Source organism: Halorubrum xinjiangense (genome assembly GCF_900102375.1).
Taxonomy (GTDB): domain Archaea; phylum Halobacteriota; class Halobacteria; order Halobacteriales; family Haloferacaceae; genus Halorubrum; species Halorubrum xinjiangense.
This window is the reverse complement of record NZ_FNBO01000001.1, coordinates 437,514-461,316: the sequence shown is the minus strand read 5'-3', so window position 1 is coordinate 461,316 and position 23,803 is coordinate 437,514. Positions and strand designations below refer to the sequence as shown.

Here is a 23,803-nt window from a genome sequence, read left to right as displayed (position 1 = left end):
CGCGCGGCGTCGACAGCGGTTCAGTCGGCGCCGGCCGCGTCGCGCTCGGCGAGGGCGTCGCCCTCCGCGGTCGGCTCGACCGCCACCGCCGAGTGCTTGAACTCGGGGATCTTCGCCTCGGGGTCGAGCGCGTCGCCGGTGAGGGCGTTCGCGAGCGGCTCCGGGTAGTGGAACGTACAGAACGCCACGCCCTCGCGGACCGCCGGCGTGACGTCGGCCGCGACCTCGACGGTCCCGCGCTCGTTCGAGACGGTCACCCGGTCGCCGTCGTTGATCCCGCGTTCGGCGGCGTCGTCGGGATGGATCTGGAGGACGTCTTCGCCGCGCATCGCCGTGAGCCGCTCCGAGCGCCGGCTGAGCGCCCCGCTGTTGAAGTGCTGGAGCACGCGCCCGGTCGTGAGGGTCAGCTCGTCCGCGCCGAGGTCGTCAGCCGGCGGGACCGGGTCGACGACCGCGAGCGGGGCGGTGCGCTCGCCGGTCGCGAACGTCTCGGCGTGTAACACGTCGGTGCCGGTCCCGTCGCGCTCCGAGAACGGCCACCGCTGGTAGCCGTCGCCGATCCCCTCGTAGCTCATCCCCTCGTAGATCGCCGCGACGCGCGTCAGCTCGTCGAACGCCGCCTCCGGGCCGTCGTAGTCGAACGCCTCCGGGCGGTCCGTGAGCCGCCGGCCGAGGTCGGCGAGAATCTCGAAGTCGCACCGCGCGTTCCCCGGGAGGTCGGCGTTTGGTCGCATCCGCATCACGCGCCGGTCGGTGTTCGTCACGGTGCCGGACTTTTCAGCCCATGCGCTCCCGGGAAGGACCACGTCGGCGTGGGCCGCGGTCGCCGTCTCGAACAGGTCGATGACGACGCAGAAGTCGAGCTCCTCGAACGCCGACGCGACCGCGGTCGCGTTCGGCTCGGTGACCGCCGGGTTCTCGCCAAAGACGACCGCGGCCCGCACCTCGTCGCCGAAGCGATGGGTCGCCTCCACCTCGGTGAGGCCGGGCTCCGCCGGCGGCTCGACGCCCCACTCTGCGGCGACGCGCTCGCGGGCGGCCGCGTCAGTCACGGGCTCGTAGCCGGGGAGGACGCCCGGGAGCCCGCCGACGTCGCTCGCGCCTTGGACGTTGTTCTGTCCGCGCAGGGGGTTCACGCCCGTCCCGGGTCGGCCGATGTTGCCGGTCAAAAGCGCGAGGTTGAGCAGGGCGTGGACGTTGTCGGTGCCGCAGCGGTGCTGGCTCGTCCCCATCCCCGTCACGATCGCGGCGCGGTCCGCCTCGCCGTAGGCCCGCGCCGCCTCGCGGATCGCCGCCGGCTCGACGCCGGCCGCCTCGGCGTTCGCGGCGACGTCCACGTCGGCGAGGTGCTCGCGCAGCCGGTCGAACCCGGTCGTGCGCTCCGCGAGGAACGCTTCGTCGACGAGGTCCTCCTCGACGAGGACCGCCGCGATCGCGTTCGCCACCTCGATGTCGGTGCCGGGCCGCAGTGGGAGGTGGACGTCCGCCGCCTCGGTCGTGTCGTTCGCGCGCGGGTCGACGTGGACCAGCGTCGCGCCGTCGCGGACCGCCGGGAGGACGTACGAGCGGAACGCCACGGGGTGTTGCTCGGCCGGGTTCGCCCCGTTGACGAGGATACAGTCCGTCTCGCTCAGGTCATCTAAGGTGTTCGTCATCGCGCCGGCGCCGAACCGCTCGCTCATCGCGGCGACCGTCGAGGCGTGACAGAGCCGCGCGCAGTTGTCCACGTTGTTCGTCCCGAGGACGCGCGCGAGCTTCTGGAGGACGTAGTTCTCCTCGTTCGTGCAGTTCGACGACGCGAAGAACTGGACTGCGTCCGGGCCGTGCTCGTCGACCACGCGGCCGATCCCGCTCGCGACGCGGTCGAGCGCCTCCTCCCACGGCGCCGTGACGAAGTGTCCGTCGTGCCGGACCAGCGGCTCCGTCAGGCGGTCGTCGTTGTCGACCACATCGAACGCGGCCGCGCCCTTCGGACAGATCTCGCCGCGCTCGTTCACCGGTCCCTCGACGCCGGTCGCGCTGCCCCGGCCGGCGTACTCGATCTGACAGCCGACGCCGCAGAACGGGCAGACGGTCGGGTTCGACTCGAAGCTCCGCTCGGGCGTCTCGGTCGGGTCGGTCATCGGATCGAGGTACGGCTTCCACGACCCTCCAGATGCCGCCGGAGTTGCGTGGCTCTTTAAATAGCTCCGCCGACCGCGGCGACTCACCCCGTCACGGCGTCGATCCCCGCCGGCGCGAGCAGGCGGCCCAGCGACAGGACGCCCGTCGTCACGAGGCAGGCCGCGAACGCGATCGTGCCGAGCTTCCCGCCGAACCCGACGAAGTACGGCGCCGCGCCGACGAACGCGACGCCCGCGGTCCCGCCGGCCAGCAGCATCGCGCCCGGGCCGGGGATCCGCTCCGCCGTGGCCATCCCAGCGAACGATGCGCAGAAGGCGACCGCCGCGACCGCGTCGCCCGCGTCGAACAGCGGCGGACAGAGGATTCCGGCGGCGAGCCCGACGACCGCCGAGGCGACGACCGGGCCGTGGCCGAGCCGGACGGAGATGAGGAACGTGACGACGGCGGCGAGGGCCGCCGCGACGACGAGCCCCGCCGCGACGGTCGGCGACGGGACCGACCCCGCCCCGGGGGCCAGCCCGCCGACCGCGGCCACCGACAGGCAGCCGACGAACGCCGTCGTGCCGAGCTTCCCGCCGAACCCGTTGAACGCCCGCTTGGCGACGACGAAGACGACGCCGGCCGCGACCCCCGCGGCCGCCACCGCCCCGAGGTCGGCGTCGGCGGCCGGCGTCGCCATCCCGACGAACGAGCCGCAGTACGCAGGGGCGCCGTACGTCTCGCTCAGGAGATACGCGCAGAGCCCCACGAGCGCGGAGGCCACGACCGGTCCGACGCCCGCGCGGACCGAGAGGAGATAGGTGAGCGGCGCCCCGGCGGCCACGGCGGTCGCGTTGCCGAGGTCGGTCCGCGTGACGCGGAAGCCGTCCGTCCGCAGCGCGTACCGCGTCTCCTTCGCCGCGGTGTATCCCAGTCCCGTCGCCGCGAACGCGGCGAGGAGGGAGCCGACGAACGCGCTGGCGTCGCTACTCGTCTGCGTCACTAAGCCCTCAGCGGTCCCGCCTGCCTGCCCGGCGGTCCCGCCTGCCAGCCCGGCGGTCGCCGCGACGACCATCCCGGCTCCGGCGGCGGCCAGGGCGATCGCTCCGACCGCGTGGATCGCTCGGTTCACGCCCGCGACTCCGGCGCGCGGACCGATACCGATCGACCCTCAGTACTGCGGGTGTTCTCGGTGATACCCCGCGGAACGTCCGGTTCGTTGGGGATCAGGCCTTTGTACCCGTCGTTCCAACCCCGACGCGATGGGAACCGAAGGGAAGCCGGCGGACGACGGCGCGGGGACGACGCCCGGCGGCGTTCGCGCCGGCGTCGCGATCCACGGGACGGGGAACTGCCCGGTCGTCGCCGCGTCGACCGCCCACGACGGGCCGATAACCGGCGTCACTTGGACGCACGCGGGCGACACGCACACCGAGGAGTTCCGCGCCCGCGACCCCGACGCGGTCGACGCCGCGGAGGGGGTCCCCTCGCCCGCCTCCGTCGTCGATCTCGGCGACGAGCGGGTGTACCGGTACGAGCGTCCGCGCGACGGGAAGTGCGCCTGCCGGATCATCGAGGAGCTGGACTGTCCGATCGCGGACGTGCGCGCCGAGGACGGCGTCCTCGTGCTCACGCTTCACCTCCCCGATCTCGAGCGCCTCCGCGACATCGTCTCGGCGCTCGACGGAGTCGCCGACCGCGTCGAGGTCCGCTACCTCGTGGAGGGCGCGGCGCGCGGCGACGGGGCGTCGGATCGGACGCTCGTCGACCGCGGCCGCCTCACCGACCGCCAGTGCGAGGTGTTGCGGACCGCCTACCGCATGGGCTACTTCGAGCGTCCCCGCGACGCGAACGCGAGCGCGGTCGCCGAGGCGCTCGACATCTCCCCGTCGACGTTCGCCGAGCACCTCGCGACCGCGCAACGGAAGCTCTTAGCGGAGACGCTCGCCGAGAACTGACGGATCCCGGCTCTCAGGCGGCGTGCTCGTCGATCGCGGACTCAAGCGTCGCGCGGTCCTGCGCGCCGACGAACCGGTCGACGGCCTCGCCGTCCACGTAGAGGACGAGCGTCGGGATGCTGCGCGCGCCCAGCTGCTGGGCAACCGCCTGGTTCGCGTCCACGTCGACCTTGGCGACCGCGGCGTCGGTCTCGGCCGCGAGCGCCTCGATCGTCGGCTCCATCATCTGACAGGGGCCGCACCAGTCGGCGTAACAGTCCACGAGGACGACGTCGTGGTCGTCGACGGCCCGCTGGAGCTCGCCGGTCCCGTTCACGTGGATCGGCTCGCTCGGGGCCGCCGACCCGCCGCCGTCGCCCGTCTCCGTCCCGACGGCCCCGTCGAGCGATTCCCCGTCCCCGAGGCGCGCTTCGAGCTCCCGCCGCTTCCGCTCGCGGATGCGCTCGCGCTCCGTCTTCGCGTCGTCGTCCGTCGGTTCGCTCGCGTCGGCTGCGTCACTCATGCGACAGTATTGGGTGCTTAAAACAATATACCTTCCGCCTCCGGATCCGCTCGTCGCCTCACTCCGTCGACCCGAGGACGTCGTCGAGTCCGGCGGCGCGTAAGTCCACGTGGTCCGCGACGAGGTCGGCCGCGCGCTCGTACGGGGACCGGTCGCCGGTCGCCGCGTCCGGGCGCGACCGGCCAGCGCTCGCGAAGACTGCCTCGACGAAGGCGTCTCGCACCGCCGCCGTCTCGAAGAGCCCGTGGAGGTACGTGCCGAGGACGCGGTCGGTGGCGACGCTCTCGGCGCCGAGCGCTCCGGTCGCCAAGCCGCCGCTCGCGGCGTCATCGAGGAGCCGCGTCCGCCCCGCGTGAATCTCGTAGCCGGTCGCGCGCCCCTCGGCGCCCGCGATCGGACCGGCGCCGTCGACCGCGCAGGTGACGCGCTCGACGCGCTTCTCCGTAGAGAACGCGGTCTCGACGGGGAGGAGCCCGACCCCCGGCACCGTCTCGCGGTCGCCGACGCCCTCGAGGGCGGCGTCGACGAGTCGTTCGCCGAGGATCTGGTAGCCGCCGCAGACGCCGACCACGGGGCCGTCGAACGCGCGCAGCGCCGCGTCGAAGCCCGCCTTGCGGAGCGCGAGCAGGTCGTCGACGGTGTTCTTCGACCCCGGGAGGACGACCGCGTCGACGGCGTCGAGGTCGGCGTCGAGCGGCAGGTAGGCGACGCGGACCCCCGGCTCGCGCGACAGCGGCTCCACGTCGGTGAAGTTGGAGATGCGCGGGAGCCGGGGGACTCCGATCCGGACCGCTTCGTCGTCGGGGACGCCGTCGCCGGCGCCGAGGATCCCCTCCCCCTCGCTTTGGCTCCCGGTCCCGGCCCCTCCTCCGGCGGTCGCCACCTCCGGCAGCGAGAGGCTGTCCTCCGCGGGGAGCCCCGGGTCGTCGTGCGGGACGACCCCAACGACTGGGACATCTGTCCGCTCCTCGATCTCGTCGATGCCGGGTTCGAGGAGGGCGGGGTCGCCGCGGAACTTCGTGATCACGGCGCCGCGGACGCGATCGCGGAGGTCGTCGGGGAGCAGTTCGAGGGTCCCGTAGAGGCTCGCGAACGCGCCGCCGCGCTCGATGTCGACCGCGATCAGGACCGCCGCGTCCGCGAAGCGCGCGCACTCGACGTTCGCGAGGTCGCGGTCGTGGAGGTTGATCTCGGCGATGCTCCCCGCCCCCTCCGCGACGATCACGTCGTGGTCGGCCGCGAGGCGCTCGTGGGCCGCGACCGCGGCGCCGCGGGCGTCGTCCCAGTGGTCCTCGTAGTACGCCGACGCCGGGGCGTTCGCGACCGGCTCCCCGTCGAGGATCACCTGGCTCTCGCCGCCCCCGCGGGGCTTGAGCAGAACGGGGTTCATGTCGGTCGTCGGCACCGTCCCGGCCGCCCGGGCCTGGACGTGCTGGGAGACGCCGATCTCGCCCCACTCGCCGTCCGGCGCGAGCGCCACCCGCGCGTTGTTGCTCATGTTCTGGGCCTTGTACGGCGCGACCGAGACGCCGCACCGCGCGAGCAGCCGGCAGAGCCCGGCCGCCAGCGTGCTCTTGCCGACGTGGCTCGCGGTGCCCGCGATGAGGACGGTGTCGGCGTCGGTCGCGGCGTCGGTCACGGCTCGCTCTCCATTCTCAGTACTCCGTCCCGCGGCGGGCGCGCTGCCCGTCGTCGAACGGGTGCGCGACCTTGCGGACGTTCGAAATTAGGTCGGCGACGCCGTCGAGGTACTCGGGCTCGGCGTGGCTCCCGGTGAGGACGAGTTCGAGGTTCTCGGGCTTCGACTCGGCGAGCGCGACGACGTCTTCGGGGTCGACAAGCCCCCGGTCGGCCGCGTACAGCAGCTCGTCGAGGATCAGCATGTGGACGCCGGCCTCGGGGTCGCCGTCGAGCGGGAGCGGTTCGGTCAGGTCCGCCTCGCCGGCGCCCGCGACGAGCGCCTCCGCGCGCTCGAAGGCGGCGGCCGCCTTCGCCTCGTGCTCGTCGTCTGCCGAGCCGTCGAGCAGGCCGTGCCAGCCGTAGTGCCCGGCGTTCTCGTAGGAGAACCCCGGCACGGCCGCGATCGCGTTGTACTCGCCCCTGACGCCCTCGACGCTGTCGGCGCCGCCCTTCATGAACTGGAGCATGTGGACGCGGTAGCCGTGCCCAGCGGCCCGGAACCCCATCCCCATCGCCGCCGTGGTCTTCCCCTTCCCGCCGCCCCAGAACGCCTGGACCAGCCCGAACTCCGCGGGCGCGGCGGGCTCGATCGGCTGCGGCTCGGGCGCCGCGCCGCCGCCCGGGGTGCGGGCGGCCGGGTCGTTCGGTTCCTCCTCCGTTTCATCCGCGTTCGTGTTGTCGTGGTTCGTGGTCATGGATCGAAAACCTCTGCCCGGTCGTCGGTGACGACGCCGTGTTCGGCGTCGGCCGCCGGCCCTGGCACGTCGCCGTCCGGGTACCGCGACCGCAGGCTCGCGCGGACCGCGTCCCGAACGCAGGCGCGGGCCGCTCCGCCGACCGCCGTGGCGCTGCCGGAGAACTCTGCGGGCTCGCCTTCCGGGTCGTCGCCGACGACGACCGCGTCGCTCGTCGTCCCCGGGACACCCGCCGTCGCGAGCAGCGTGGCCGCCTTCGCCTCGGCCGCGACCGCGACGAGGTTCGCCGCGGCGCCGGGCGCGAGCCGCCGCGTCGTGCCGACGATCAGGTTGACCGTTCCGGGGCCCGGCCGGCCCTCGGGACGCCCGGTCGGCTCGCGCGACTCGGCGGCGTCAGTCGGCGCCGTCGCCTCCGTCTGCTCCGTCGGTTCTACCGGCTCCGTCGGCTCCGGCGGCTCCACCGGCAGCATCGCGGGGTTCGAGAGCCCGACCGTCGCGTACGCGACGACCGGGCCGAGCCGCGCCCCGCGAGCGTGGTCCATCGAGACGCCCGTGAACAGCGTCGGCGGCGCGTCGCGGTCGCGACCCGGGGGCGCCGGGTCGCGACCGGCCGGTCCGTCGTCGAACCCCGCCCGCGCCAGCCGCTCGTCGCGGTAGGCCGCGAGGTCGGTCCGGTCGAACCCCTCCGGGACGGTGACGTTGTACACGGTCGCCGCCCGCGAGCGCCCGCCGTCCCAGCCGGTCGAGAGCCAGCGCGTCCCCGGTCGCCGGAGCCGGAGGACGCCCTCGCTGACGGTCGCCTCAAACATCGGCGCCGTCACCTCGGTTCTGGTCGCCCGCGCCCTCCGCATCGCCCACGCCCAGCGCCGCGAGCAGGCGGTCGTTCTCCCTCGGGCGGCGCACCGCGACCCGGACGTGCGAGTCGAGGCCGCGGAACGTCCTCGCGTCGCGGACGGCGACGCCCCGGTCGCGTGCCCGCTCGATCACGCGGTCGACGTCGCGCTCGCCGACGTCGACGAGCAGGAACGGGGCCTCCGAGGACGACACGTCGTATCGGTCGCCGAGCGCGGCCCGCATCCGCTCGCGCTCGCGCTCGACGCGCTGGCGGGTCTCGCGGACGAATTCCTCCTGTCGGAGGCAGTACTCGCCGGTCGCGAGCGCCGGGGCGCTCAGGTTCCACGTCCGGCGCGCGCCCCGCAGCGCCGCGCCGAGGTCGCCGGTCGCGACCGCGAAGCCGGCCCGGATCCCAGGGAGGCCGAACAGCTTGGTGAGCGCCCGGGCGACGACGACGCCGTCGGTCCCCGCGAGCGACTCGCGCTCGGTGAACCCGAGGAACGCCTCGTCGACGAGCAGGACGGTCCCGGCCTCGCGACAGCGCGCCGCGAACGCGAGCAGCGCCTCGCGGTCGTAGCCGGTCCCGGTCGGGTTGTTCGGCGTGCAGACGACCGCCAGCGCGTGGCTGCTCGGGTCGGCGTCGAGGACGCGCTCGGCGTCGACGAACGCCGGCTCCCCGCCCTGAAGCCGGACCTCGCGGGCGTACTCGCCGAAGCTCGGCGCCGGGAGCAGAGCGGTGTCGCCGTCGTCGACCGCGAGCGCGACCGCCGCCCGGATCGCCGCCAGCCCGCCCGGCGTCGGGACCACCTGTTCCGGGTCGCAGCCGACGTAGTCGGCGGCGGCCGCCCGGAACGCGGCCGGCGGCTCCGTCGGGTACGTCCGCGCCGTCTCGAAGGCCGCGCGGTAAACGCGCTCGACCCCGTCGGGGACCTCGGGGTTCGCGTTCGCGCTGAAGTCGAGCAGGTCGGGGTCGTCGCTGCTCCCGTGCGGCTCGCGGCCGAGCGCCGCCGCGCGCTCGCGGTTCATCGCGGCTCGCCTCCCGCGGACCCCGCGTCCGCGTCGCGCCCGTCGAGCCAGTCGATCCCGCCGCTCGGAAGGTCGGGGGCGTCCCGGTCGCCGGCGAGGATCCGCTCGGCGAGCCGGCGGTCCCCGGGTCGGTTGACGTTGACCGCGAGCCGGGCGTCGCGGGTCGCGCGGACGGCCTCGTCGCCCGCGCCGTCGAGCGCGCCGACGACGTTGACCCCGGCGGGGACGCGGTCGACGGTCGAACCGTCGCCGCTTCCCTCGTCCCCGTATCGGGTCGCGGCGTCGGCGCTCGCCCCCAGTTCGCGCTTGCGCGAGGCGGGCACGCGGACCGACAGCGCGTCGGCGTCGGCCGCGGCGTGGGCGTCGAGGACGGTGTTGACCGCCGCCCCGTCGAGCAGCGGGAGGTCGACCGCGAGGGTGAGGACCGGCGGTTCCGGCCCCGCGGCGAGGGCCGTCCGGAGGTCCGCGACGTACCCGTCGCCCGGCGTGTCGACGATCCGGACCTCGACCGATCCCGCCGTCGACCCGGAGCCGTCTCCGCTCCGCTCGGCTGCGCCGGCGCTCCGTCGCTCGACAAGCCGCTCGCGGGTTCGCGGCGTGTGCGGCGAGACGGCCGCGTACGCTGTCTCGACGCGGCTCGCGGCGAGGGCGTCGAGCGCGCGGTCGACCATCGGTCGCCCGGCGACCGGCGCGAGCGGTTTCTCGCCGCCGCCCAGTCGCGTGCCGCGGCCGCCGCACATCACGAGAGCGTCCACGCGATCACCCCCGCGTGGAGCCCGACGACGCGGGCGAGCTCGTTCGTCGCGCCGAGGACGTCGCCGCTCACCCCGCCGAGACGGGCGTTCGACCACGCGTACGCGAGCGCGGCGACGACGCCCGCGGCGGCAAGCACGCCGGCGATCGGGACGACGGAACCGGGAGCGCCGGCGACCGCGACGACCGCGTCGGGACGGCCGGCCGGCCACCCGAGCAGCAGGACGGGCGCCGTCGCAAGCGCGACCCCCGCCAGCGCGCGCGGGCCGGACGCATCGGTCAGCGCGGAGCCGAGCCCCTCGTGCGGCGCGTCGCCGACGCAGACGAGCGTCGCCGTCGCGGCCTTCGCGCTCACCTCGGCGGCGACCACGACGACGACCGCGTCGACGAGCGAGCGGCGGGCGACGTCCGCGATCGCCGTCGCCGCGGTCACGAGTCCGACGACGACCAGGGCGAGCGCGACCGTCCCGCCGACGCCGAGCGCGGAGTCCTTCAGCGCCTCGCGCCGGCGGTCGGCGTCGCCGTGGACGACCGCCGCGTCGCCGACGTCCGCGACGCCGTCGAGGTGGGTGATCCCGGTGACGAGGTAGAGCCATGCGGCGAATGCGACCCCGACCGTCAGCGACGGCACCCGGACCGGCGCCAGCGCCGCCGCGGCGACCGGGAGCGCGACGAGGGCGCCGATCGCGTACCCGACCGCCGGCAGGGCGGCGGGCATCCGCCGGAACGCCTCCCAGTCCCCGTCTGCGCGGCCGACGGGGATCCGGGTGAGGAACCCGAGCGCACCCCGGATCGCGGCGACCGCGTCGGTCACCCCCACGCTATCACCCCCGCGAGCGCGAGGAGCCAGCCCGCCGCGGCCGCGACCGCGACGCCGCCGGCGGCCCTGACGAGCCGCACGGCGTCTCGGGCGGCCGCGGGCGTCGGCGGTTCTGGCCCTCCGTCGAGAGCGTACGCCCCCGGTTTCTCCAGTCGAACGCCGAGCGCGACCGCGGCCGTCGCCATCGGCCACCCCGAGTTCGGTGAGGTGGGCTCGCGGGCCAGCGGCCGTGCGCGCCGCAGGCTCCCGGGCGACCGGGCGGCGACGGCGAGACAGCACGCCGCGGCCCGCGCCGGGAGGTACATGACGGCGTCGTCGAGCCGGGCGCTCGCCCACCCGACCGGCTTCGACCGGTAGCCGAGCATCGAGTCGAGCGTGTTCACCCCCTTCGCCCAGGCCGCGGCGGCGGTCCCGCCGACGAGGGCGGTCTCGGCGACTTCCGCGGTCGACGTCCCACCGCCGACAACGTCGAGCGCGACGGCGCCGGTCGCGCCGGCGACGAACCAGCCGAGTGGCGCGACGAACCCGTCAGCGAGGTTCTCGGCCGCGCTCTCGACGGCGGCGCTCCGGAGGTCGGCCGGCGAGAGGTCGGCGGGGTCGCGCCCGACGAGCGCCCGGACAGACTCGCGGGCCGCGTCGGGGTCGGCCTCGGCCTCGGCGACGACATCGCGCGTCACGTCGAGCAGCATCCGGAGGCTCGCGGCCGAGAAGAGGACGCCGGCCGCGACGGCGACGGCGAGGACCGGAACGCTGCCGGCCCGCGGTCCGTACTCGGCCGCAAGCCACACGCCGCCGCCGGCGAGCGCGGCCGCGGCGAGCGGGAGCGCGCCCGCGACCGCGACGCCGACGAGCCGCGGGCGGGCCCATTCTTGGTCGAACGGTCCGACGACGCTCCCGAACAGCGCGACCGGGTGGACCCGGGCGGGTGGCTCCGCGAACGCGAGGTCCAGCCCGACCGCGAGGAGGAGCGGCGCGAGCAGGGTAGCGGCGGGGGCGGCTCCCGTCATCATCACGGTTCCACCTCGTCGAGGAACGCGTCGAACGCCCCGCTCCCGCCGTGGAGGTGACAGTACGTCCCGAGGGTTCGGTACTCTGTCAGCCCCTCGCGGTCGCCGTCGATGCCGGTCCCGCGCTCCACGTCGAAGGCGAACCGGGCGTCGGACGCGACGTCGGCCGCGGAGTAGTGGAACTCGTGACCGCGGAGCCGGTCGCCGGTCCCCGCCGTGAGCGCGTCCCGTCGCGCACGCAGTTCGACGTGGTCGAGCGCCTGGTACCGCTCCCGCATCTCGACGCTCGCGGGGAGGATGCCCGCCATCTCGTACGCGTCTCCGTCGACGGTCGTCAGGGTCTCCGCGAGCGCCATCAGTCCGCCGCACTCGCCGAGGACGGGCGTGCCCTCGGCCGCGGCGTCCGCGATCGATCCGAGCGCGGGCCCCTCGGCGAGCGCCTCCGCGTGGAGCTCGGGGTAACCGCCGGGGAGGTAGACGCCGTCGCAGGGCGGGAGGTCGTCGCCGGCCGCGGGAGCGAACGGGACGACGGTCGCGCGCTCGCGGAGGCGCTCGCGGGTGGCCGGGTAGACGAACCGGAACGCGGCGTCGTCGGCGACCGCGATCCGCGGGGGGTCGCCGTTCTCCGGGGAGTTCCCGGGGAACAGCTTGGTCGTCGCCTCCGCGGCCGGCGTCGGCTCCCGCGCGATATCGAGCAGTCGGTCGGTCCGGAGCGCCTCGGCGGCCGCGTCGAGCGCGGCCTCGTCCAGCGGCGCCTCCTCGCCCATCCGAAGCCCGAGGTGTCGGTCGGGGATCTCTAAGTCCTCGCGCGGCGGAATTCGCCCGCAGTAGGCGAGCGAGTCGGGCAGCGCCTCGCGGATCCCCTCCTCGTGGCGGCCGCCGTGCGCCCGCTGGGCGATCACGCCCGCGACGTCGACCTCGTGGTCCGTCCGGTCGGCGTACGTCGCGAAGCCGAGCGCGGTCGCCGCGACGCTCTCCATCCCGGCGCTCGCGTCGAGGACGAGGACGACCGGGAGGTCGAGCGCGGCGGCGACGCCGGCCGTGCTGGCGGCGCTGCCGTCGTACAGGCCCATCATCCCCTCGACCACGCAGACGTCGCCCTCGCCGCGGGCGTAGTTGCGCCGGAGTCCGTCCTCGCCCTGAAGCCACGGGTCGAGCGTCCGCGACGGGCGCCCCGCGACGTGCGCGTGGTGGCTCGGGTCGATGAAGTCGGGGCCCGCCTTCGCGGGCTGGACGGTCCGTCCGGCGGCCTCGACCGCGCGCAGCGTCGCGAGCGTCGCGACCGTCTTGCCGACGCCGGAGGCCGTGCCGGCGAGGACGAGCCCCCTCACCGCAGGTCGCCTCCGTTCGACGGGGCCGGGCCGTTGACCCCCGCGTCGCCGCTCCCCTCGGTTCCCGCGCGCTCGGCGAGCAGTCGGTCGGTCACGGCCGCGATCCGCTCGCGGACGGCGGCGTCGGCGACCCCGGCGCGGTCCGCGAGCGCGAGCGCGCCGCCCATGCCGACGCCCTCCTTCGCCTCGCCGCGGGCGTACGCCGCCATCGCGGGGTGGTCGCTCTCGGCGAACCCGGGGTCGGCGGCCGAGAGCGTCAGGTCGAGGTCGGCGGCGAGCGCCGGGAGGTCGGCGGTGGGGTCGCCGGCGACGAGGGACGTGGTCGCCAGCGGGAGCGGGCGGTCGACGCCGGCGTGTCGGGCGAGCGCCGCCGCGGCCGCGAGCTGGGTGCCGCCGGCAAGGGTGACGTCGACCTCGGCGTCCGCGCAGCCGACGATCAGGCCGGCGACGGCGGCGAGGACGGGGTCTCCGGCCAGTCGGACCGCCTCGATCGGGTCGCCGGCCGCGTCGCCCGGGTCGAGGCCGCTCGCGTCCAGCCCCTCGGCGACGACGCGGCGCTTGCGCTCGATCGGGTTCGCTGGCAGCGACGAGGAGACCGCGGCGCGCTCGCCGAGCGCGGTCAGCGCGCCGAGCGCGGTCGTCGTCCCGCCGGGGATCGTCTCGGCGACGAGGAGTTCGGCCGCTTCGCTGCCGCCGCTGTCGGAGCCGCCCTCGTCACCCGATCCGGCGAGTTCCGGCGCCAGTTCGCGGGCGCGCTCGAAGACGGCCGCCGCCTCCGGGACCGGTTCCGGATCGCGAACGTCGCCGCCCGGTGAGGTGCCGAGGTCGCGGACGGTTGCCGCGGTCGGCGCGCCGAGCCCGGCGTCGAGGAACTCGACGGGGAGCGACTCGGAGCCGAGCAGCTCGCGGACCGCGCGAGTGACGACCGCGGGGGTCGGGCAGCCGCTCGGACTCACCGGCACCGGCGAGCCCGGCGCGGGGCGCCCGGCCTCGACGATCTCGAGGTCGGCGCTCGGTGTGTGGACGCGCAGCTCCGGGTCGGCGCCCGCGGCGCTGATACCGTCGATGGCGGCCGTCTCGGTCGTCCCGGCGACGACAACGAGCCTCACATCCCCCATCCGGACACCCCTCCGTCGAGCCCGCGACTCCCCGGCGCGGCGTCGATGTGTACCACTGGCGGTTCATCGATACAAGTGAACTTTAATCGATCGACGCGGAGCGGCCGGGGGCGTCCGGGCCGGTTCTCGTGACACGCCTCCCCACGCGACCCGCGGAGCGAAGCGGTTAAGGGCGAACCATCGGTATATTCGCCAACTCGCTGGTGCGGACACAGCGGGCACTCGCCGCCGGGCGCGCGGTCGGACCGACCGCCGCGCGCCCCGGGACGAGACGACATGTGGCCCCTCGCGGCTGAATCGCAACCGTCCGCGGACACACAATGGCACGAAGCTTCTACTCGCACATCAAGGAGGCGTGGCGGTCCCCCAAGGAGGGGAAGTTAGCGGAGCTGCAGTGGCAGCGCAAACAGGAGTGGCGCGACCAGGGTGCCATCGAGCGCATCGAGCGCCCCACCCGGCTGGACAAGGCCCGCGAACTGGGCTACAAGGCCAAGCAGGGCGTCATCGTCGCCCGCGTGAGCGTCCGCAAGGGCGGCTCGCGCAAGCAGCGCTTCAAGGCGGGCCGCCGCTCGAAGCGCCAGGGCGTCAACCGCGTCTCGCGGCGCAAGTCGATCCAGCGCATCGCCGAGGAGCGCGCCTCGCGGAAGTACCGCAACCTCCGCGTGCTCAACTCCTACTGGGTCGGTGAGGACGGCTCTCAGAAGTGGCACGAGGTCATCCTCGTGGACCCCGCCCACCCGGCGATCGAGAACGACGACCAGCTGAACTGGATCTGCTCGGACGACCACAAGGGCCGCGCGTACCGCGGGCTCACCTCCGCCGGCACCAAGGGCCGCGGCCAGCGCAAGCGCGGCAAGGGTACCGAGAAGACGCGCCCGAGCGTCACCTCGAACGACCGGCAGGGCAAGTAGCGCCCTCGACCGCTCCGACGTTTTACTCGCAGTCCATTTTTCGGTGAGACGGCATCGGGTGCTCTCGACGCAAGAGCAAAGAGACCGCGTCACATACTCTCAACCGCACGTGGCGATCGCCAAGTGACCGCGAGCAGCCCAATTCCCCTCGACGCGTTCGCAACCGAAGTTGAGTCGCTCGACAGCGACGCGTTCGCGACGCTCGTCGGCGAGACGTACGCGGCGACCGCCGACGGCGTCGACGTCGACGCGCCGCGCGTCACGGTGTCGGAGGGAGACCGACGGACAGACCTGTTCGTCGTCTCGGCCGCGACCGAGCGCGTCCCCGCCGACTCGGTCGACGCGGTCGTCGTCGCGAGCGACGGCCTACTCGACGACTCGGATTCCGGACTCGACGCCGACGTGGTGACGCCGGCGGACCTCCGAGACCGCCTCCTCTACGCCGTGCCGGCGGCGAAGGCGAACGCCATCGCCGACCGTATCCTCGGCGTCCCGGTCCGGTCCGAAGCGTACGAAGGCGCGACCGATTCTGCCGCCGCCGCGGTCGACGACGAAGGGGACGGTGTGACCGATGTCGACGGCGACGAGTCGGACGGCGACGAGTCGGATGACGACGGAACGGCGGCTGATGACGGCGGAGCGGTGGGCGCCGTCGCGTCGGGCGTGACGGGAGGCGATACCACTCCGCCACCCACCGACCGAACCGGCGCCGAATCGGCCGCCGGTTCGCGGACTCCCGACCGACCGGGTGACGCCGCCGCTGCGCCCGATCCGAGCGACGGAGCGAGGGCGACCGACTCTGGTGCCCCCGACGCGAACAGCGATCGGCGCTCTCCGCGGACCGTCCTCGCAGCCGTCGCCGTCGTCGCGCTCCTCGTCGCGGCAGCCGGAGCCGGATTCGCTGCCGGTACCGCCGGGGTCGGCGGTCCGGACGGGCTCGCTGGCGTCGGAGACGACGGAACGGCAGACCCGTCGGCGACGGACGCGGACGCGACCGGGTCGACGAACGGCAGCGACGGCGGGAGCGAGGGGTCCACCGGGGACGATGACGGGAATACCGTCGCGGTCACGGACGGCGACCTGACCGGCGAGGCCGCCAGGAACACCGCCCGCTCTCCCACCTGCGATCGGTCCGCGCTGCAGGTCGTTCAGATCCAGATGAACGCGCTCCGCTACAACGACGACGAGACGAACGACGGCGTCCGGACCCTGCGGGCGTTCGCGTCGCCGGAGAACAGGGAGGTCGTCGGTTCGACCGGACAGTACGTCGAGCTGTTCGAGACGGAGCAGTACGCGCCGATGCTCACGTACGACACGGCGCAGTACTCGGTGCCCGAGATAGCCGACAGCGAAGCGACCGTCGAGGTCGTCACGCGCGAGAACGGGAGCGTCACCGGCCGCTACGAGTTCCGACTCGTCCGGGTCGGCGGCGGGAGCGGAGACACGGACACCTCCCTCGGCGACGTCGACGACTGCTGGATGACCGACGCCGTGGGGGCGACGACGGAGTGAACCGACCACGCGGCGGCGCCTCGGGAAGCGCCGGCCGCGGCGTCCCGACCGCCGCTCCGGGAACACGATTATATCCGCGCCGGCACTGGGCACGGACATGAGCCTCTCGCTCGACGCGACCCAACTCGACCGCTACTCCCGGCACGTCATCTTAGACGACATCGGCCCGGAGGGGCAAAAGCGGCTGCTCGACGCCCGCGTCCTCGTCGTCGGCGCGGGCGGGCTCGGCGCCCCGGCGATCCAGTACCTCGCGGCCGCGGGGGTCGGGACGATCGGGGTCGTCGACGACGACGTCGTCGAGCGGTCGAACCTCCAGCGACAGGTCATCCACGGCGACGGCGACGTGGGGCGCAAGAAAGTCGACTCGGCGGCCGCGTTCGTCGCCGACCTCAACCCCGACGTCGACGTCGAGCGCCACGAGCTGCGGCTCGACGCGGGCAACGCCCGCGAGCTGATCGCGGATTACGACGTCGTCGTCGACTGCTCTGACAACTTCGCCACCCGCTACGTGGTGAACGACGCCGCCCGGATCGAGGAGGTGCCGGTCTCGCACGGCGCCATCTACAAGTTCGAGGGACAGGTGACGACGCTGTCGCCCGAGGGCCCCTGTTACCGCTGTCTGTTCCCGGAGCCGCCGGAGCCCGGGACGGTGCCCGACTGCGCCAGCACCGGCGTCCTCGGCGTCCTCCCCGGGACGGTCGGCTGCCTTCAGGCGACGGAGACGGTGAAGCTGATCATGGACGTGGGCGACCCGCTCGTCGGGCGCATGCTGTTTTACGACGCGATGGACCTCTCGTTCGAGACGGTGCCGTACGCGCGCAACCCGGACTGTCCGGTCTGCGGCGACGACGGCATCGACACCATCGAGGGGATCGACTACGCCGCCGGCTGTCAGATCGACGCGGCCTAACACAGCGGTCCGAGACCGCCACAACCGCCGCAGAACGCCTACAGCGACCGATCGGTCATCGCGGTCCCCGCGGTGATGTCGGCGTCCTCGTCGACGAACCCCGACTGGGCGCACCACCGGCAGTACCGGTAGCCGGCGCGGTTCTCGGCGCCGCAGTGCCGGCAGACGACGGTCTCCCCGTCGGCGTCGAGCGGCGGGGGACCGCCCTCGGTATCGGACTCACCCGTCCCGTCCGTCCCGTCGGCGTCCGGGTCGCGGTCGAGCGCGAGCGTCGGCCCGACGTCCTCCCCGTCGCCGTCAGCGTCCGACGAGCGGGTCGCAACCGAGCCGAACAGCTCCGCGGGGTCGCGGTTCCGCCGGACCAGCAGCCACGTCACCGCGAGGTTGAGCGCCACCACGCCGGCGAAGATCGCGGCGAGCGGGAGGAGCTGATCACCCGTCATACGTGTCGTGTTACCATCCCAGCCGCTTGTGTCTGGCGGTGGGGTCGATTCGGTTCGGCGGCTTGGCTTGGATGGATCCGACGACTCCCCTCCAGAGTACTCTTGAGTCCGCCGGTCGAAGGCGCACCCGCATGAAGGAGACCATTCACACGGACGACGCTCCGGCGGCGGTGGGCGCGTACAGCCAAGCGACGACCGACGGCGACCTCGTGTTCACGGCCGGGCAGATCCCGCTGACGCCCGACGGTGACCTCCTCGACGACGCGCCGATCGCGGTCCAGACCGAGCAGGCGCTCGACAACCTCCTCGCGGTGTTAGAGGAGGCGGGCGCCGGACCCGAGGACGTGCTTAAGACGACGGTGTTCCTCGCCGACATGGGCGACTTCGACGAGATGAACGAGACGTACGCCGGCTACTTCGACGAGTCGCCGCCGGCCCGCTCCGCGGTCGAGGCGGGGGCGCTCCCGAAGGGCGCCGGCGTCGAGATCGAGGCGGTCGCCGTCGTCGAGTAGATGGCCGACAGCGGGGCGGAATCGGCCGAGGCTCCCGGCGCGCTCGCGACGCCGCGCGCCAGAGCGCGGTCCGCGGCGCTGTGGGGCGTCGTCGGCGGGTTCGCCTTCCTCGCGCTCGCGCAGGGGTACCGACTCGTCGGTCCCGGGTCGCTACCGCTCGGTCTCGCGGGGCTGGCGCTCGTCGCGGTCGGCGTCGCCGTCGCGTCGGCCGGTATCACGTACCTCGCCGAGGTCCGGGTGCGTGCGAAAAGAAGGACTTAACAGTCGCACCGGATTATCTCCGCGTGAGCCAGGATGGCCGAGTGGTAAGGCGCACGCCTGGAAAGCGTGTTCCCATCCGGGATCGGGGGTTCAAATCCCTCTCCTGGCGCTTCGCTGTCGCAACAACGAGCGAGGAGCGACAGCGACGAGCGAGTACCGCGACAGCGAAGCGTCTACGGATTTGAACCAGGGAGTGGAGCGAGCGTAGCGAGCGGAACGACTGGGGTTCAAATCCCTCTCCTGGCGTTCTGTCGACGCCGACTACGAGCGAAGAGCGCTAGCGATGAGCGAGTCCGACGTCGACGATCCTGTCCAATTGCTCGTTTATAACTAACCGGGTGGCGTCGCTGTTAGTTATTTATAAACGGTTGACTGCGGATCGATGGCAAACAGCGCCAAAGCCCCAGCCGCGAGAGCGACGTACGCTCGCTGCGCTCCTCAGTCGCTCACTCCGTTCGCTCCCTGTGGTGCTTACATCGCCTACGTCGCCCTCGCGGCTGCCCCTTTGAGACCCGCCCGCACCGCAACCGCAGCCTCACACCTCCCCAGCCTCGTCGGTGGTCCTCCGCTTCGCTCCGGACCACCGACTCCCTCGCGCGTGCGACTTGCGGCCTGTCGGCCGCTCGTCGGCACGCGCCACCGCATCGTTTATTTATAAGTAATCGTCGCTGCTGTCCGTCGACAGTTAAATATTCAGCCCCCGGTATCGGGCTGCTCTGCTTCGATGGCGTCTGCTCCCGTCTTTCGCGGATATATTCGCACACCGACACAAGATTCATATGTATGGGAACTGTTGTCACGGGTGACGATGCCAGACACGAAATCGGGTCGCGAGCGGAAAGGGAGGAACAAGCGCCGCCAACTCGAGAACCACCTCGCACGGCGCGAACTCGACGCGGACGACGAACCGCCGGAACCGTACCGCGAGGCGACAGATGCGGAGTTCCTCGCCGAGTCCGACGACGCGGCCCGGTGACGGTCGCGCGCCGATTCGTTTTTTGAGGCCGTCCGTCCCCGAGCCTGCCGGTAATATCGCGTCGCGAAAGCTTTAGACCCGGGAGCGGCCTATCTCGGCGCAATGAGTCGCGGCCCCGAGCTGATAATCACGGAGAAGGACAACGCTGCGCGGCGCATCGCCGACATCCTGAGCGGCGAGTCCGCCACCGCGGAGCGGATGAACGACGTCAACGTCTACGAGTGGGGCGGCAAGCGGTGCATCGGCCTCTCCGGCCACGTCGTCGGCGTCGACTTCCCCGCCGAGTACAACGACTGGCGCGACGTCGAGCCGGTCGAGCTGATCGACGCGCCCGTCACCAAGACCCCGACGCAGGAGGGGATCGTCGCCGCGCTCCGCCGGCTCGCGCGCAACGCCTCCCGCGTCGTCATCGCGACCGACTACGACCGCGAGGGCGAACTCATCGGCAAGGAGGCGTACGAGCTCGTCCGCGAGGTGAACGAGGACGTCCCCGTCGACCGCGTGCGCTTCTCCTCGATCACGGAAAACGAGGTCCAGGAGGCGTTCGCGAACCCCGACGACCTCGACTTCGAGCTGGCGGCCGCCGGCGAGGCCCGCCAGACCATCGACCTCACGTGGGGTGCGGCGCTCACCCGGTTCCTCTCCCTCTCGGCCCGACAGCTCGGCGACGACTTCATCTCGGTAGGCCGAGTCCAAGGGCCGACGCTCAAGCTCATCGTCGACCGCGAGCGCGAGATCCAGGCGTTCGACCCCGAGTCCTACTGGGAGCTGACGGGCGAGCTGGCGAAGACGAGCGGCGACCCCTTCGAGGCGCGCTACTTCTACTTAAACGACGAGGGCAACGAGCGCGAGCGCGTCTGGGACGAGGCGGCCGCCGAGACGCTCACCGAGGCGCTCGACGCGGCCGACGAGGCGACCGTCGACGACGTTGACCGCCGGACCCAGACCGATGACCCGCCGACGCCGTTCAACACCACCGCGTTCATCCGCGCGGCGGGGTCGCTCGGCTACTCCGCGCAGCGCGCCATGTCGCTCGCGGAGGACCTCTACACCGCCGGCTACGTCACCTACCCGCGGACCGACAACACGGTGTATCCCGACGATCTGGAGCCCGAGGAGCTGATCGAGGATCTCTCCGCGGCGTCGACGTTCGGGAAAGACGCCGCGAGCCTGCTCGACGGCGACCGAGACATCGAGCCCACCGAGGGCGACGAGGAGACGACCGACCACCCGCCGATCCATCCCACGGGCGAGCTCCCCTCGGCCGCCGACCTCTCCGACGACGAGTGGGAGGTGTACGAGCTGATCGTCCGCCGGTTCCTCGCCACCTGCGCCGACCCCGCGACGTGGGAGCGCCTGCGCGTCGTCGCGCTCGCGAACGGCGAGGCGACGCCCATCGCCGAGGGCGCGGACGGGCTCGCCGCGCTCCGGAACTCGGACGAGGCGAGCGGCCCCGCCGACCTCGTCGCCGACGGCGGCCTGCGGCTGAAGGCCAACGGGAAGCGACTGCTGGAGGCCGGCTACCACGACGTCTACCCGTACCGCTCCAGCGACGAGCGGATCGTCCCGGACGTCGAGGTCGGCGAGACGCTGTCGCTGTCGGACCGGACCACCGAGGCCAAGGAGACCCAGCCCCCGCGGCGCTACGGCCAGTCGCGGCTCATCGAGAAAATGGAGAAGCGGCAGCTGGGCACGAAGGCGACCCGCCACCGGACCATCGAGAAGCTGTACGACCGCAACTACGTCGAGAGCGACCCACCCCGCCCGACGCGGCTCGCCGAGGCGGTCGTCGAGGCCGCCGAGGAGTTCGCCGACCGGATCGTAAGCGAGGAGATGACCGCCCAGCTCGAACAGGACATGGCGGCCATCGCGGCCGGCGAGAAGGCGTACGACGAGGTGACAGAGGCCTCCCGCGGGCTGCTCTCGCGCGTGTTCGACGACCTCACGGAGTCGCGCGAGGCGGTCGGCGACCACCTCCAGAACTCGCTGAAGGCGGACAAGACGCTCGGCCCGTGCCCGGAGTGTGGCTCGGACCTGCTCGTCCGGAAGTCGCGGCAGGGGTCGTACTTCGTCGGCTGCGACGGCTACCCCGACTGTGAGTACACCCTCCCGCTCCCCTCGACCGGGAAACCGCTCATCTTGGACGAGAGCTGCGAGGAGCACGACCTCCGCCACGTGAAGATGCTCGCGGGCCGGAAGACGTTCGTCCACGGCTGCCCGCAGTGTAAGGCGGACGAGGCGGACGAGCAGGAGGACGAGGTGATCGGCGTCTGCCCCGACTGCGGAGGAGAACACGGCGGCGAGCTCGCGATCAAACGCCTCCGCTCCGGCTCCCGGCTCGTCGGCTGTACGCGTTACCCCGACTGCGACTACTCGCTCCCGCTCCCCCGGCGCGGCGAGATCGAGATCACCGACGAGACCTGCGAGGAGCACGACCTCCCGCACCTCCGGGTCCACTCCGGCGACGAACCGTGGGAGCTGGGCTGTCCGATCTGTAACTACCGGGAGTTCACGGCCCGCCAGGAGGGGTCGGAGCTCCAGGCGGTCGAGGGGATCGGCGAGAAGACCGCGGCGAAGCTCAAAGACGCCGGCGTCGACGGCGTCGACTCGCTCAAGTCGGCCGACCCGGACGACCTGGCGGCCGACGTCGACGGCGTCGGTCCCGACACCGTCCGCGACTGGCAGGCCAAGGCCGACTGACCAATCGCCGAGCGGTCGCCGACCGACCGGCCGCTGACCGACCACCGACCGACCGGCCGCTGACCGACCGCCGACCGACCGGCCGCTGACCGACCGACTGCTGACCGATTTGTCACGCCGCATCGAGCGACGTCGCCCCTCGGCGTCGTCGCGAGGCGCTCGGAAGACACCTAGACCCACAAACAAATAAATGCGGAGCGCGTCGTGAGTCGATAGATGGGTGACCGCGACGCGGAGCCGCCGACCGCAGACCGACCGGCGTCGAGCGGCGACGCCGGCGCGAGCGGGATCCTCCGGGCGTTCGTCGAGGCGATCCCGACCCCGACGCTCGTCTGCGATCCGGACACGCTGGCGGTCCGCGCCGCGAATCCGCCCGCGGTCGATCTCCTTGGACATGACCGCGGCACGCTGACGCTGATGGGGCTCCCCGACCTCGGCGAGGACGACGTCACCGTGGCCGGGGAGCCGATCGCCGACATCGCCGCCTCTGCGGCCGGAACCGATCCCGAGAGGGCTGGCGGGGGAGTCCGGCGGTTCGAGTGGGACCTCCGGCTGGGCGACCCCGGTCTCCGGGTCGACGCGGCGCTCCACGCGGCGACGATCGCCGGCGACGAGTGGCTCGTCGTCGGGTTCTCCGACGCCACCGCCCGCGTCGCCGCCGAGACCGAGCGCGACGCCGAGCGCCGGCTCGTCGACGCGCTTGCCGAGACCGTCCCGCTCGCGCTGTTCCGCTGTACCGAAGAGGGGACGCTCGCGCGGTGGAACGGCCGGCTTGCGGCCGACTCGGGCTACGAGCCCGCCTCGCTGTCCGGGACGGCGCTCACCTCGCTGTTCGACGAGGAGACGAGCGCGCTCGTGAGCGAGTCCCTCTCCCGGGTGTACCGCGAACGGGAGACCGTCTCTTGTGAGCCCCGACTGCTCACGCGCTCCGGCGAGCGCGTCCCCTACCGGCTCTCGATCGGCCCGGTGACGGACGGCGACCGGGTCGTCGGCGCGGTCGGCGTCGGCGAGGACCTCACCGAGGCGTCGCTCAGGGAGGAGCGGCTCGCGGTGTTGACGCGCGTGCTGCGGCACAACTTCCGGAACGACCTCAACGTGGTCACGGGGTTCACCGGGCGGGCCATCGAGGCGGTCGACGACCCCGACCTCGTCACCGAGCTCGAACGGGTCGTCGACACCGCCGAGCGGCTGCTGCGCCTCGGCGAGACCTCGCGGAAGGTGGAGCGGCTGCTCTCCCAGCGCCCCTCGCCGCGGCCGGTCGCGCTCGCGTCCGCGGTCGACGCGGGCCTGAAATCGCTTGACCAGGAGATCCGCGCTCGGGCGGCCGTGGACGTCGACGTGCCGACGGACCTCGCCGTCTCTGCGGTCGCGTTCCTCCCCGAGGCGATCAGCGAACTCGTCGATAACGCGGTCCGCCACAACGACGCGGACGACCCCCGAGTCAGAATTTCGGCCGCGGAGCTGCCCAGCGAGTCGTGGGTCTCGCTCGTCGTGGCCGACGACGGACCGGGGATCCCACCGGCCGAGCGGGCCGTCCTCACGGGCGAGGAGACGCCGCTCGAACACGCGAGCGGGCTCGGCCTCTGGTACGTGAACTGGATCGTCACCGCGGGCGGCGGGAGCCTCGACATCGCCGAGAGCAAAGCGGGCGGCAGCCGGATCGAGCTGTCGCTTCGCGCCGCGGACGAGGAACCGCCCGAGGACGCGGAGCTGTTCGGTCCCGACGACTCAGCGGACGCGCCGTAGGGCGG

Annotated in this window: 22 protein-coding genes and 1 tRNA gene; 10 read left to right on the top strand and 13 right to left on the bottom strand. The window is 73.2% G+C overall.

Annotated elements, in window-relative coordinates; genetic code table 11:
* Nucleotides 1-20: 20 nt before the first annotated feature.
* Complete coding sequence (gene fdhF, locus F3H13_RS02270; RefSeq protein ID WP_149797429.1) at nucleotides 21-2,123, bottom strand: formate dehydrogenase subunit alpha; 2,103 nt, start codon at nucleotides 2,121-2,123, stop codon at nucleotides 21-23.
* Between the two features lie 83 nt (nucleotides 2,124-2,206).
* Complete coding sequence (locus F3H13_RS02265) at nucleotides 2,207-3,178, bottom strand: hypothetical protein (protein ID WP_149797542.1); 972 nt, start codon at nucleotides 3,176-3,178, stop codon at nucleotides 2,207-2,209.
* 187 nt (nucleotides 3,179-3,365) lie between these two features.
* Here F3H13_RS02265 and F3H13_RS02260 point away from each other — a divergent pair, with 187 nt between their 5' ends.
* On the top strand, nucleotides 3,366-4,061 hold the full coding sequence (locus F3H13_RS02260; RefSeq protein WP_149797428.1) for a helix-turn-helix domain-containing protein: 696 nt from the start codon (nucleotides 3,366-3,368) through the stop codon (nucleotides 4,059-4,061).
* A gap of 13 nt (nucleotides 4,062-4,074) precedes the next feature.
* On the opposite strand, the gene trxA is transcribed toward F3H13_RS02260, so the two are convergent.
* The 10 genes from trxA to F3H13_RS02210 are packed head-to-tail and all read right to left on the bottom strand — an operon-like array spanning nucleotide 4,075 to nucleotide 13,827.
* Nucleotides 4,075-4,563, bottom strand: a complete 489-nt coding sequence (trxA, locus tag F3H13_RS02255; RefSeq protein ID WP_149797427.1) for a thioredoxin — start codon at nucleotides 4,561-4,563, stop codon at nucleotides 4,075-4,077.
* A gap of 58 nt (nucleotides 4,564-4,621) precedes the next feature.
* Nucleotides 4,622-6,202, bottom strand: a complete 1,581-nt coding sequence (locus F3H13_RS02250; protein ID WP_149797426.1) for a cobyric acid synthase — start codon at nucleotides 6,200-6,202, stop codon at nucleotides 4,622-4,624.
* A 16-nt stretch (nucleotides 6,203-6,218) separates the two neighbouring features.
* Nucleotides 6,219-6,938, bottom strand: coding sequence for a cob(I)yrinic acid a,c-diamide adenosyltransferase (locus tag F3H13_RS02245; RefSeq protein WP_149797425.1), 720 nt, complete (start codon nucleotides 6,936-6,938; stop codon nucleotides 6,219-6,221).
* The gene (locus tag F3H13_RS02240) at nucleotides 6,935-7,747 is read right to left on the bottom strand and encodes an adenosylcobinamide amidohydrolase (RefSeq protein WP_149797424.1); all 813 of its coding nucleotides are present in this window, start codon (nucleotides 7,745-7,747) and stop codon (nucleotides 6,935-6,937) included. The genes F3H13_RS02245 and F3H13_RS02240 overlap by 4 nt, the downstream gene beginning before the upstream one ends.
* A complete protein-coding gene (locus F3H13_RS02235) occupies nucleotides 7,740-8,798 on the bottom strand; it encodes an aminotransferase class I/II-fold pyridoxal phosphate-dependent enzyme (RefSeq protein WP_149797423.1) in 1,059 nt (352 codons plus the stop codon). The genes F3H13_RS02240 and F3H13_RS02235 overlap by 8 nt, the downstream gene beginning before the upstream one ends.
* Nucleotides 8,795-9,538 carry an NTP transferase domain-containing protein gene (locus F3H13_RS02230; RefSeq protein ID WP_149797541.1) on the bottom strand — a complete coding sequence of 248 codons (744 nt, stop codon included), beginning with the start codon at nucleotides 9,536-9,538 and terminating at the stop codon, nucleotides 8,795-8,797. The genes F3H13_RS02235 and F3H13_RS02230 overlap by 4 nt, the downstream gene beginning before the upstream one ends.
* The gene (gene cobS, locus F3H13_RS02225; RefSeq protein ID WP_149797539.1) at nucleotides 9,538-10,365 is read right to left on the bottom strand and encodes an adenosylcobinamide-GDP ribazoletransferase; all 828 of its coding nucleotides are present in this window, start codon (nucleotides 10,363-10,365) and stop codon (nucleotides 9,538-9,540) included. The genes F3H13_RS02230 and cobS overlap by 1 nt, the downstream gene beginning before the upstream one ends.
* Nucleotides 10,362-11,378, bottom strand: coding sequence for a CobD/CbiB family cobalamin biosynthesis protein (locus tag F3H13_RS02220; RefSeq protein ID WP_149797540.1), 1,017 nt, complete (start codon nucleotides 11,376-11,378; stop codon nucleotides 10,362-10,364). The genes cobS and F3H13_RS02220 overlap by 4 nt, the downstream gene beginning before the upstream one ends.
* Nucleotides 11,379-11,380: 2 nt before the next feature.
* Nucleotides 11,381-12,709, bottom strand: coding sequence for a cobyrinic acid a,c-diamide synthase (locus F3H13_RS02215; protein ID WP_149797422.1), 1,329 nt, complete (start codon nucleotides 12,707-12,709; stop codon nucleotides 11,381-11,383).
* Nucleotides 12,706-13,827, bottom strand: coding sequence for a nicotinate-nucleotide--dimethylbenzimidazole phosphoribosyltransferase (locus F3H13_RS02210; RefSeq protein WP_149797421.1), 1,122 nt, complete (start codon nucleotides 13,825-13,827; stop codon nucleotides 12,706-12,708). The genes F3H13_RS02215 and F3H13_RS02210 overlap by 4 nt, the downstream gene beginning before the upstream one ends.
* A gap of 320 nt (nucleotides 13,828-14,147) precedes the next feature.
* Between F3H13_RS02210 and F3H13_RS02205 the strand changes: the two genes are divergently transcribed.
* From F3H13_RS02205 to ubaA, 3 genes are all read left to right on the top strand, one after another.
* A complete protein-coding gene (locus F3H13_RS02205; RefSeq protein WP_004598111.1) occupies nucleotides 14,148-14,738 on the top strand; it encodes a 50S ribosomal protein L15e in 591 nt (196 codons plus the stop codon).
* 123 nt (nucleotides 14,739-14,861) lie between these two features.
* On the top strand, nucleotides 14,862-16,250 hold the full coding sequence (locus F3H13_RS02200; protein WP_149797420.1) for a hypothetical protein: 1,389 nt from the start codon (nucleotides 14,862-14,864) through the stop codon (nucleotides 16,248-16,250).
* Between the two features lie 97 nt (nucleotides 16,251-16,347).
* Nucleotides 16,348-17,160, top strand: coding sequence for an SAMP-activating enzyme E1 (ubaA, locus tag F3H13_RS02195; RefSeq protein WP_149797419.1), 813 nt, complete (start codon nucleotides 16,348-16,350; stop codon nucleotides 17,158-17,160).
* 38 nt (nucleotides 17,161-17,198) lie between these two features.
* Here ubaA and F3H13_RS02190 read toward each other — a convergent pair whose 3' ends face one another.
* A complete protein-coding gene (locus F3H13_RS02190; protein ID WP_149797418.1) occupies nucleotides 17,199-17,603 on the bottom strand; it encodes a zinc ribbon domain-containing protein in 405 nt (134 codons plus the stop codon).
* Between the two features lie 131 nt (nucleotides 17,604-17,734).
* Here F3H13_RS02190 and F3H13_RS02185 point away from each other — a divergent pair, with 131 nt between their 5' ends.
* The 6 genes from F3H13_RS02185 (at nucleotide 17,735) to F3H13_RS02165 (ending at nucleotide 23,798) form a co-directional block, all read left to right on the top strand.
* On the top strand, nucleotides 17,735-18,115 hold the full coding sequence (locus F3H13_RS02185) for a Rid family detoxifying hydrolase (protein ID WP_149797417.1): 381 nt from the start codon (nucleotides 17,735-17,737) through the stop codon (nucleotides 18,113-18,115).
* Nucleotides 18,116-18,376: a hypothetical protein gene (locus F3H13_RS02180; RefSeq protein WP_149797416.1), complete on the top strand. Its 261-nt coding sequence runs from the start codon at nucleotides 18,116-18,118 to the stop codon at nucleotides 18,374-18,376.
* A 27-nt stretch (nucleotides 18,377-18,403) separates the two neighbouring features.
* Nucleotides 18,404-18,485: transfer RNA gene (locus F3H13_RS02175), tRNA-Ser, on the top strand.
* A gap of 699 nt (nucleotides 18,486-19,184) precedes the next feature.
* Nucleotides 19,185-19,352, top strand: a complete 168-nt coding sequence (locus tag F3H13_RS16060) for a hypothetical protein (RefSeq protein WP_006111840.1) — start codon at nucleotides 19,185-19,187, stop codon at nucleotides 19,350-19,352.
* A 102-nt stretch (nucleotides 19,353-19,454) separates the two neighbouring features.
* Complete coding sequence (locus tag F3H13_RS02170; protein WP_149797415.1) at nucleotides 19,455-22,052, top strand: DNA topoisomerase I; 2,598 nt, start codon at nucleotides 19,455-19,457, stop codon at nucleotides 22,050-22,052.
* 216 nt (nucleotides 22,053-22,268) lie between these two features.
* Nucleotides 22,269-23,798 carry a PAS domain-containing protein gene (locus tag F3H13_RS02165; protein WP_149797414.1) on the top strand — a complete coding sequence of 510 codons (1,530 nt, stop codon included), beginning with the start codon at nucleotides 22,269-22,271 and terminating at the stop codon, nucleotides 23,796-23,798.
* The last annotated feature ends 5 nt before the right edge of the window (nucleotides 23,799-23,803 follow it).

What these genes read in the sequence shown, in the direction of transcription:
- fdhF (WP_149797429.1), bottom strand. Translation starts at nt 2,123, where the DNA reads ATGACCGACCCGACCGAGACGCCCGAGCGGAGCTTCGAGTCGAACCCG.
- F3H13_RS02265 (WP_149797542.1), bottom strand. Translation starts at nt 3,178, where the DNA reads ATGGTCGTCGCGGCGACCGCCGGGCTGGCAGGCGGGACCGCCGGGCAG.
- F3H13_RS02260 (WP_149797428.1), top strand. Translation starts at nt 3,366, where the DNA reads ATGGGAACCGAAGGGAAGCCGGCGGACGACGGCGCGGGGACGACGCCC.
- trxA (WP_149797427.1), bottom strand. Translation starts at nt 4,563, where the DNA reads ATGAGTGACGCAGCCGACGCGAGCGAACCGACGGACGACGACGCGAAG.
- F3H13_RS02245 (WP_149797425.1), bottom strand. Translation starts at nt 6,938, where the DNA reads ATGACCACGAACCACGACAACACGAACGCGGATGAAACGGAGGAGGAA.
- F3H13_RS02240 (WP_149797424.1), bottom strand. Translation starts at nt 7,747, where the DNA reads ATGTTTGAGGCGACCGTCAGCGAGGGCGTCCTCCGGCTCCGGCGACCG.
- F3H13_RS02235 (WP_149797423.1), bottom strand. Translation starts at nt 8,798, where the DNA reads ATGAACCGCGAGCGCGCGGCGGCGCTCGGCCGCGAGCCGCACGGGAGC.
- F3H13_RS02230 (WP_149797541.1), bottom strand. Translation starts at nt 9,538, where the DNA reads ATGTGCGGCGGCCGCGGCACGCGACTGGGCGGCGGCGAGAAACCGCTC.
- F3H13_RS02220 (WP_149797540.1), bottom strand. Translation starts at nt 11,378, where the DNA reads ATGACGGGAGCCGCCCCCGCCGCTACCCTGCTCGCGCCGCTCCTCCTC.
- F3H13_RS02210 (WP_149797421.1), bottom strand. Translation starts at nt 13,827, where the DNA reads ATGGGGGATGTGAGGCTCGTTGTCGTCGCCGGGACGACCGAGACGGCC.
- F3H13_RS02205 (WP_004598111.1), top strand. Translation starts at nt 14,148, where the DNA reads ATGGCACGAAGCTTCTACTCGCACATCAAGGAGGCGTGGCGGTCCCCC.
- ubaA (WP_149797419.1), top strand. Translation starts at nt 16,348, where the DNA reads ATGAGCCTCTCGCTCGACGCGACCCAACTCGACCGCTACTCCCGGCAC.
- F3H13_RS02190 (WP_149797418.1), bottom strand. Translation starts at nt 17,603, where the DNA reads ATGACGGGTGATCAGCTCCTCCCGCTCGCCGCGATCTTCGCCGGCGTG.
- F3H13_RS02185 (WP_149797417.1), top strand. Translation starts at nt 17,735, where the DNA reads ATGAAGGAGACCATTCACACGGACGACGCTCCGGCGGCGGTGGGCGCG.
- F3H13_RS02180 (WP_149797416.1), top strand. Translation starts at nt 18,116, where the DNA reads ATGGCCGACAGCGGGGCGGAATCGGCCGAGGCTCCCGGCGCGCTCGCG.
- F3H13_RS16060 (WP_006111840.1), top strand. Translation starts at nt 19,185, where the DNA reads ATGCCAGACACGAAATCGGGTCGCGAGCGGAAAGGGAGGAACAAGCGC.
- F3H13_RS02170 (WP_149797415.1), top strand. Translation starts at nt 19,455, where the DNA reads ATGAGTCGCGGCCCCGAGCTGATAATCACGGAGAAGGACAACGCTGCG.
- F3H13_RS02165 (WP_149797414.1), top strand. Translation starts at nt 22,269, where the DNA reads ATGGGTGACCGCGACGCGGAGCCGCCGACCGCAGACCGACCGGCGTCG.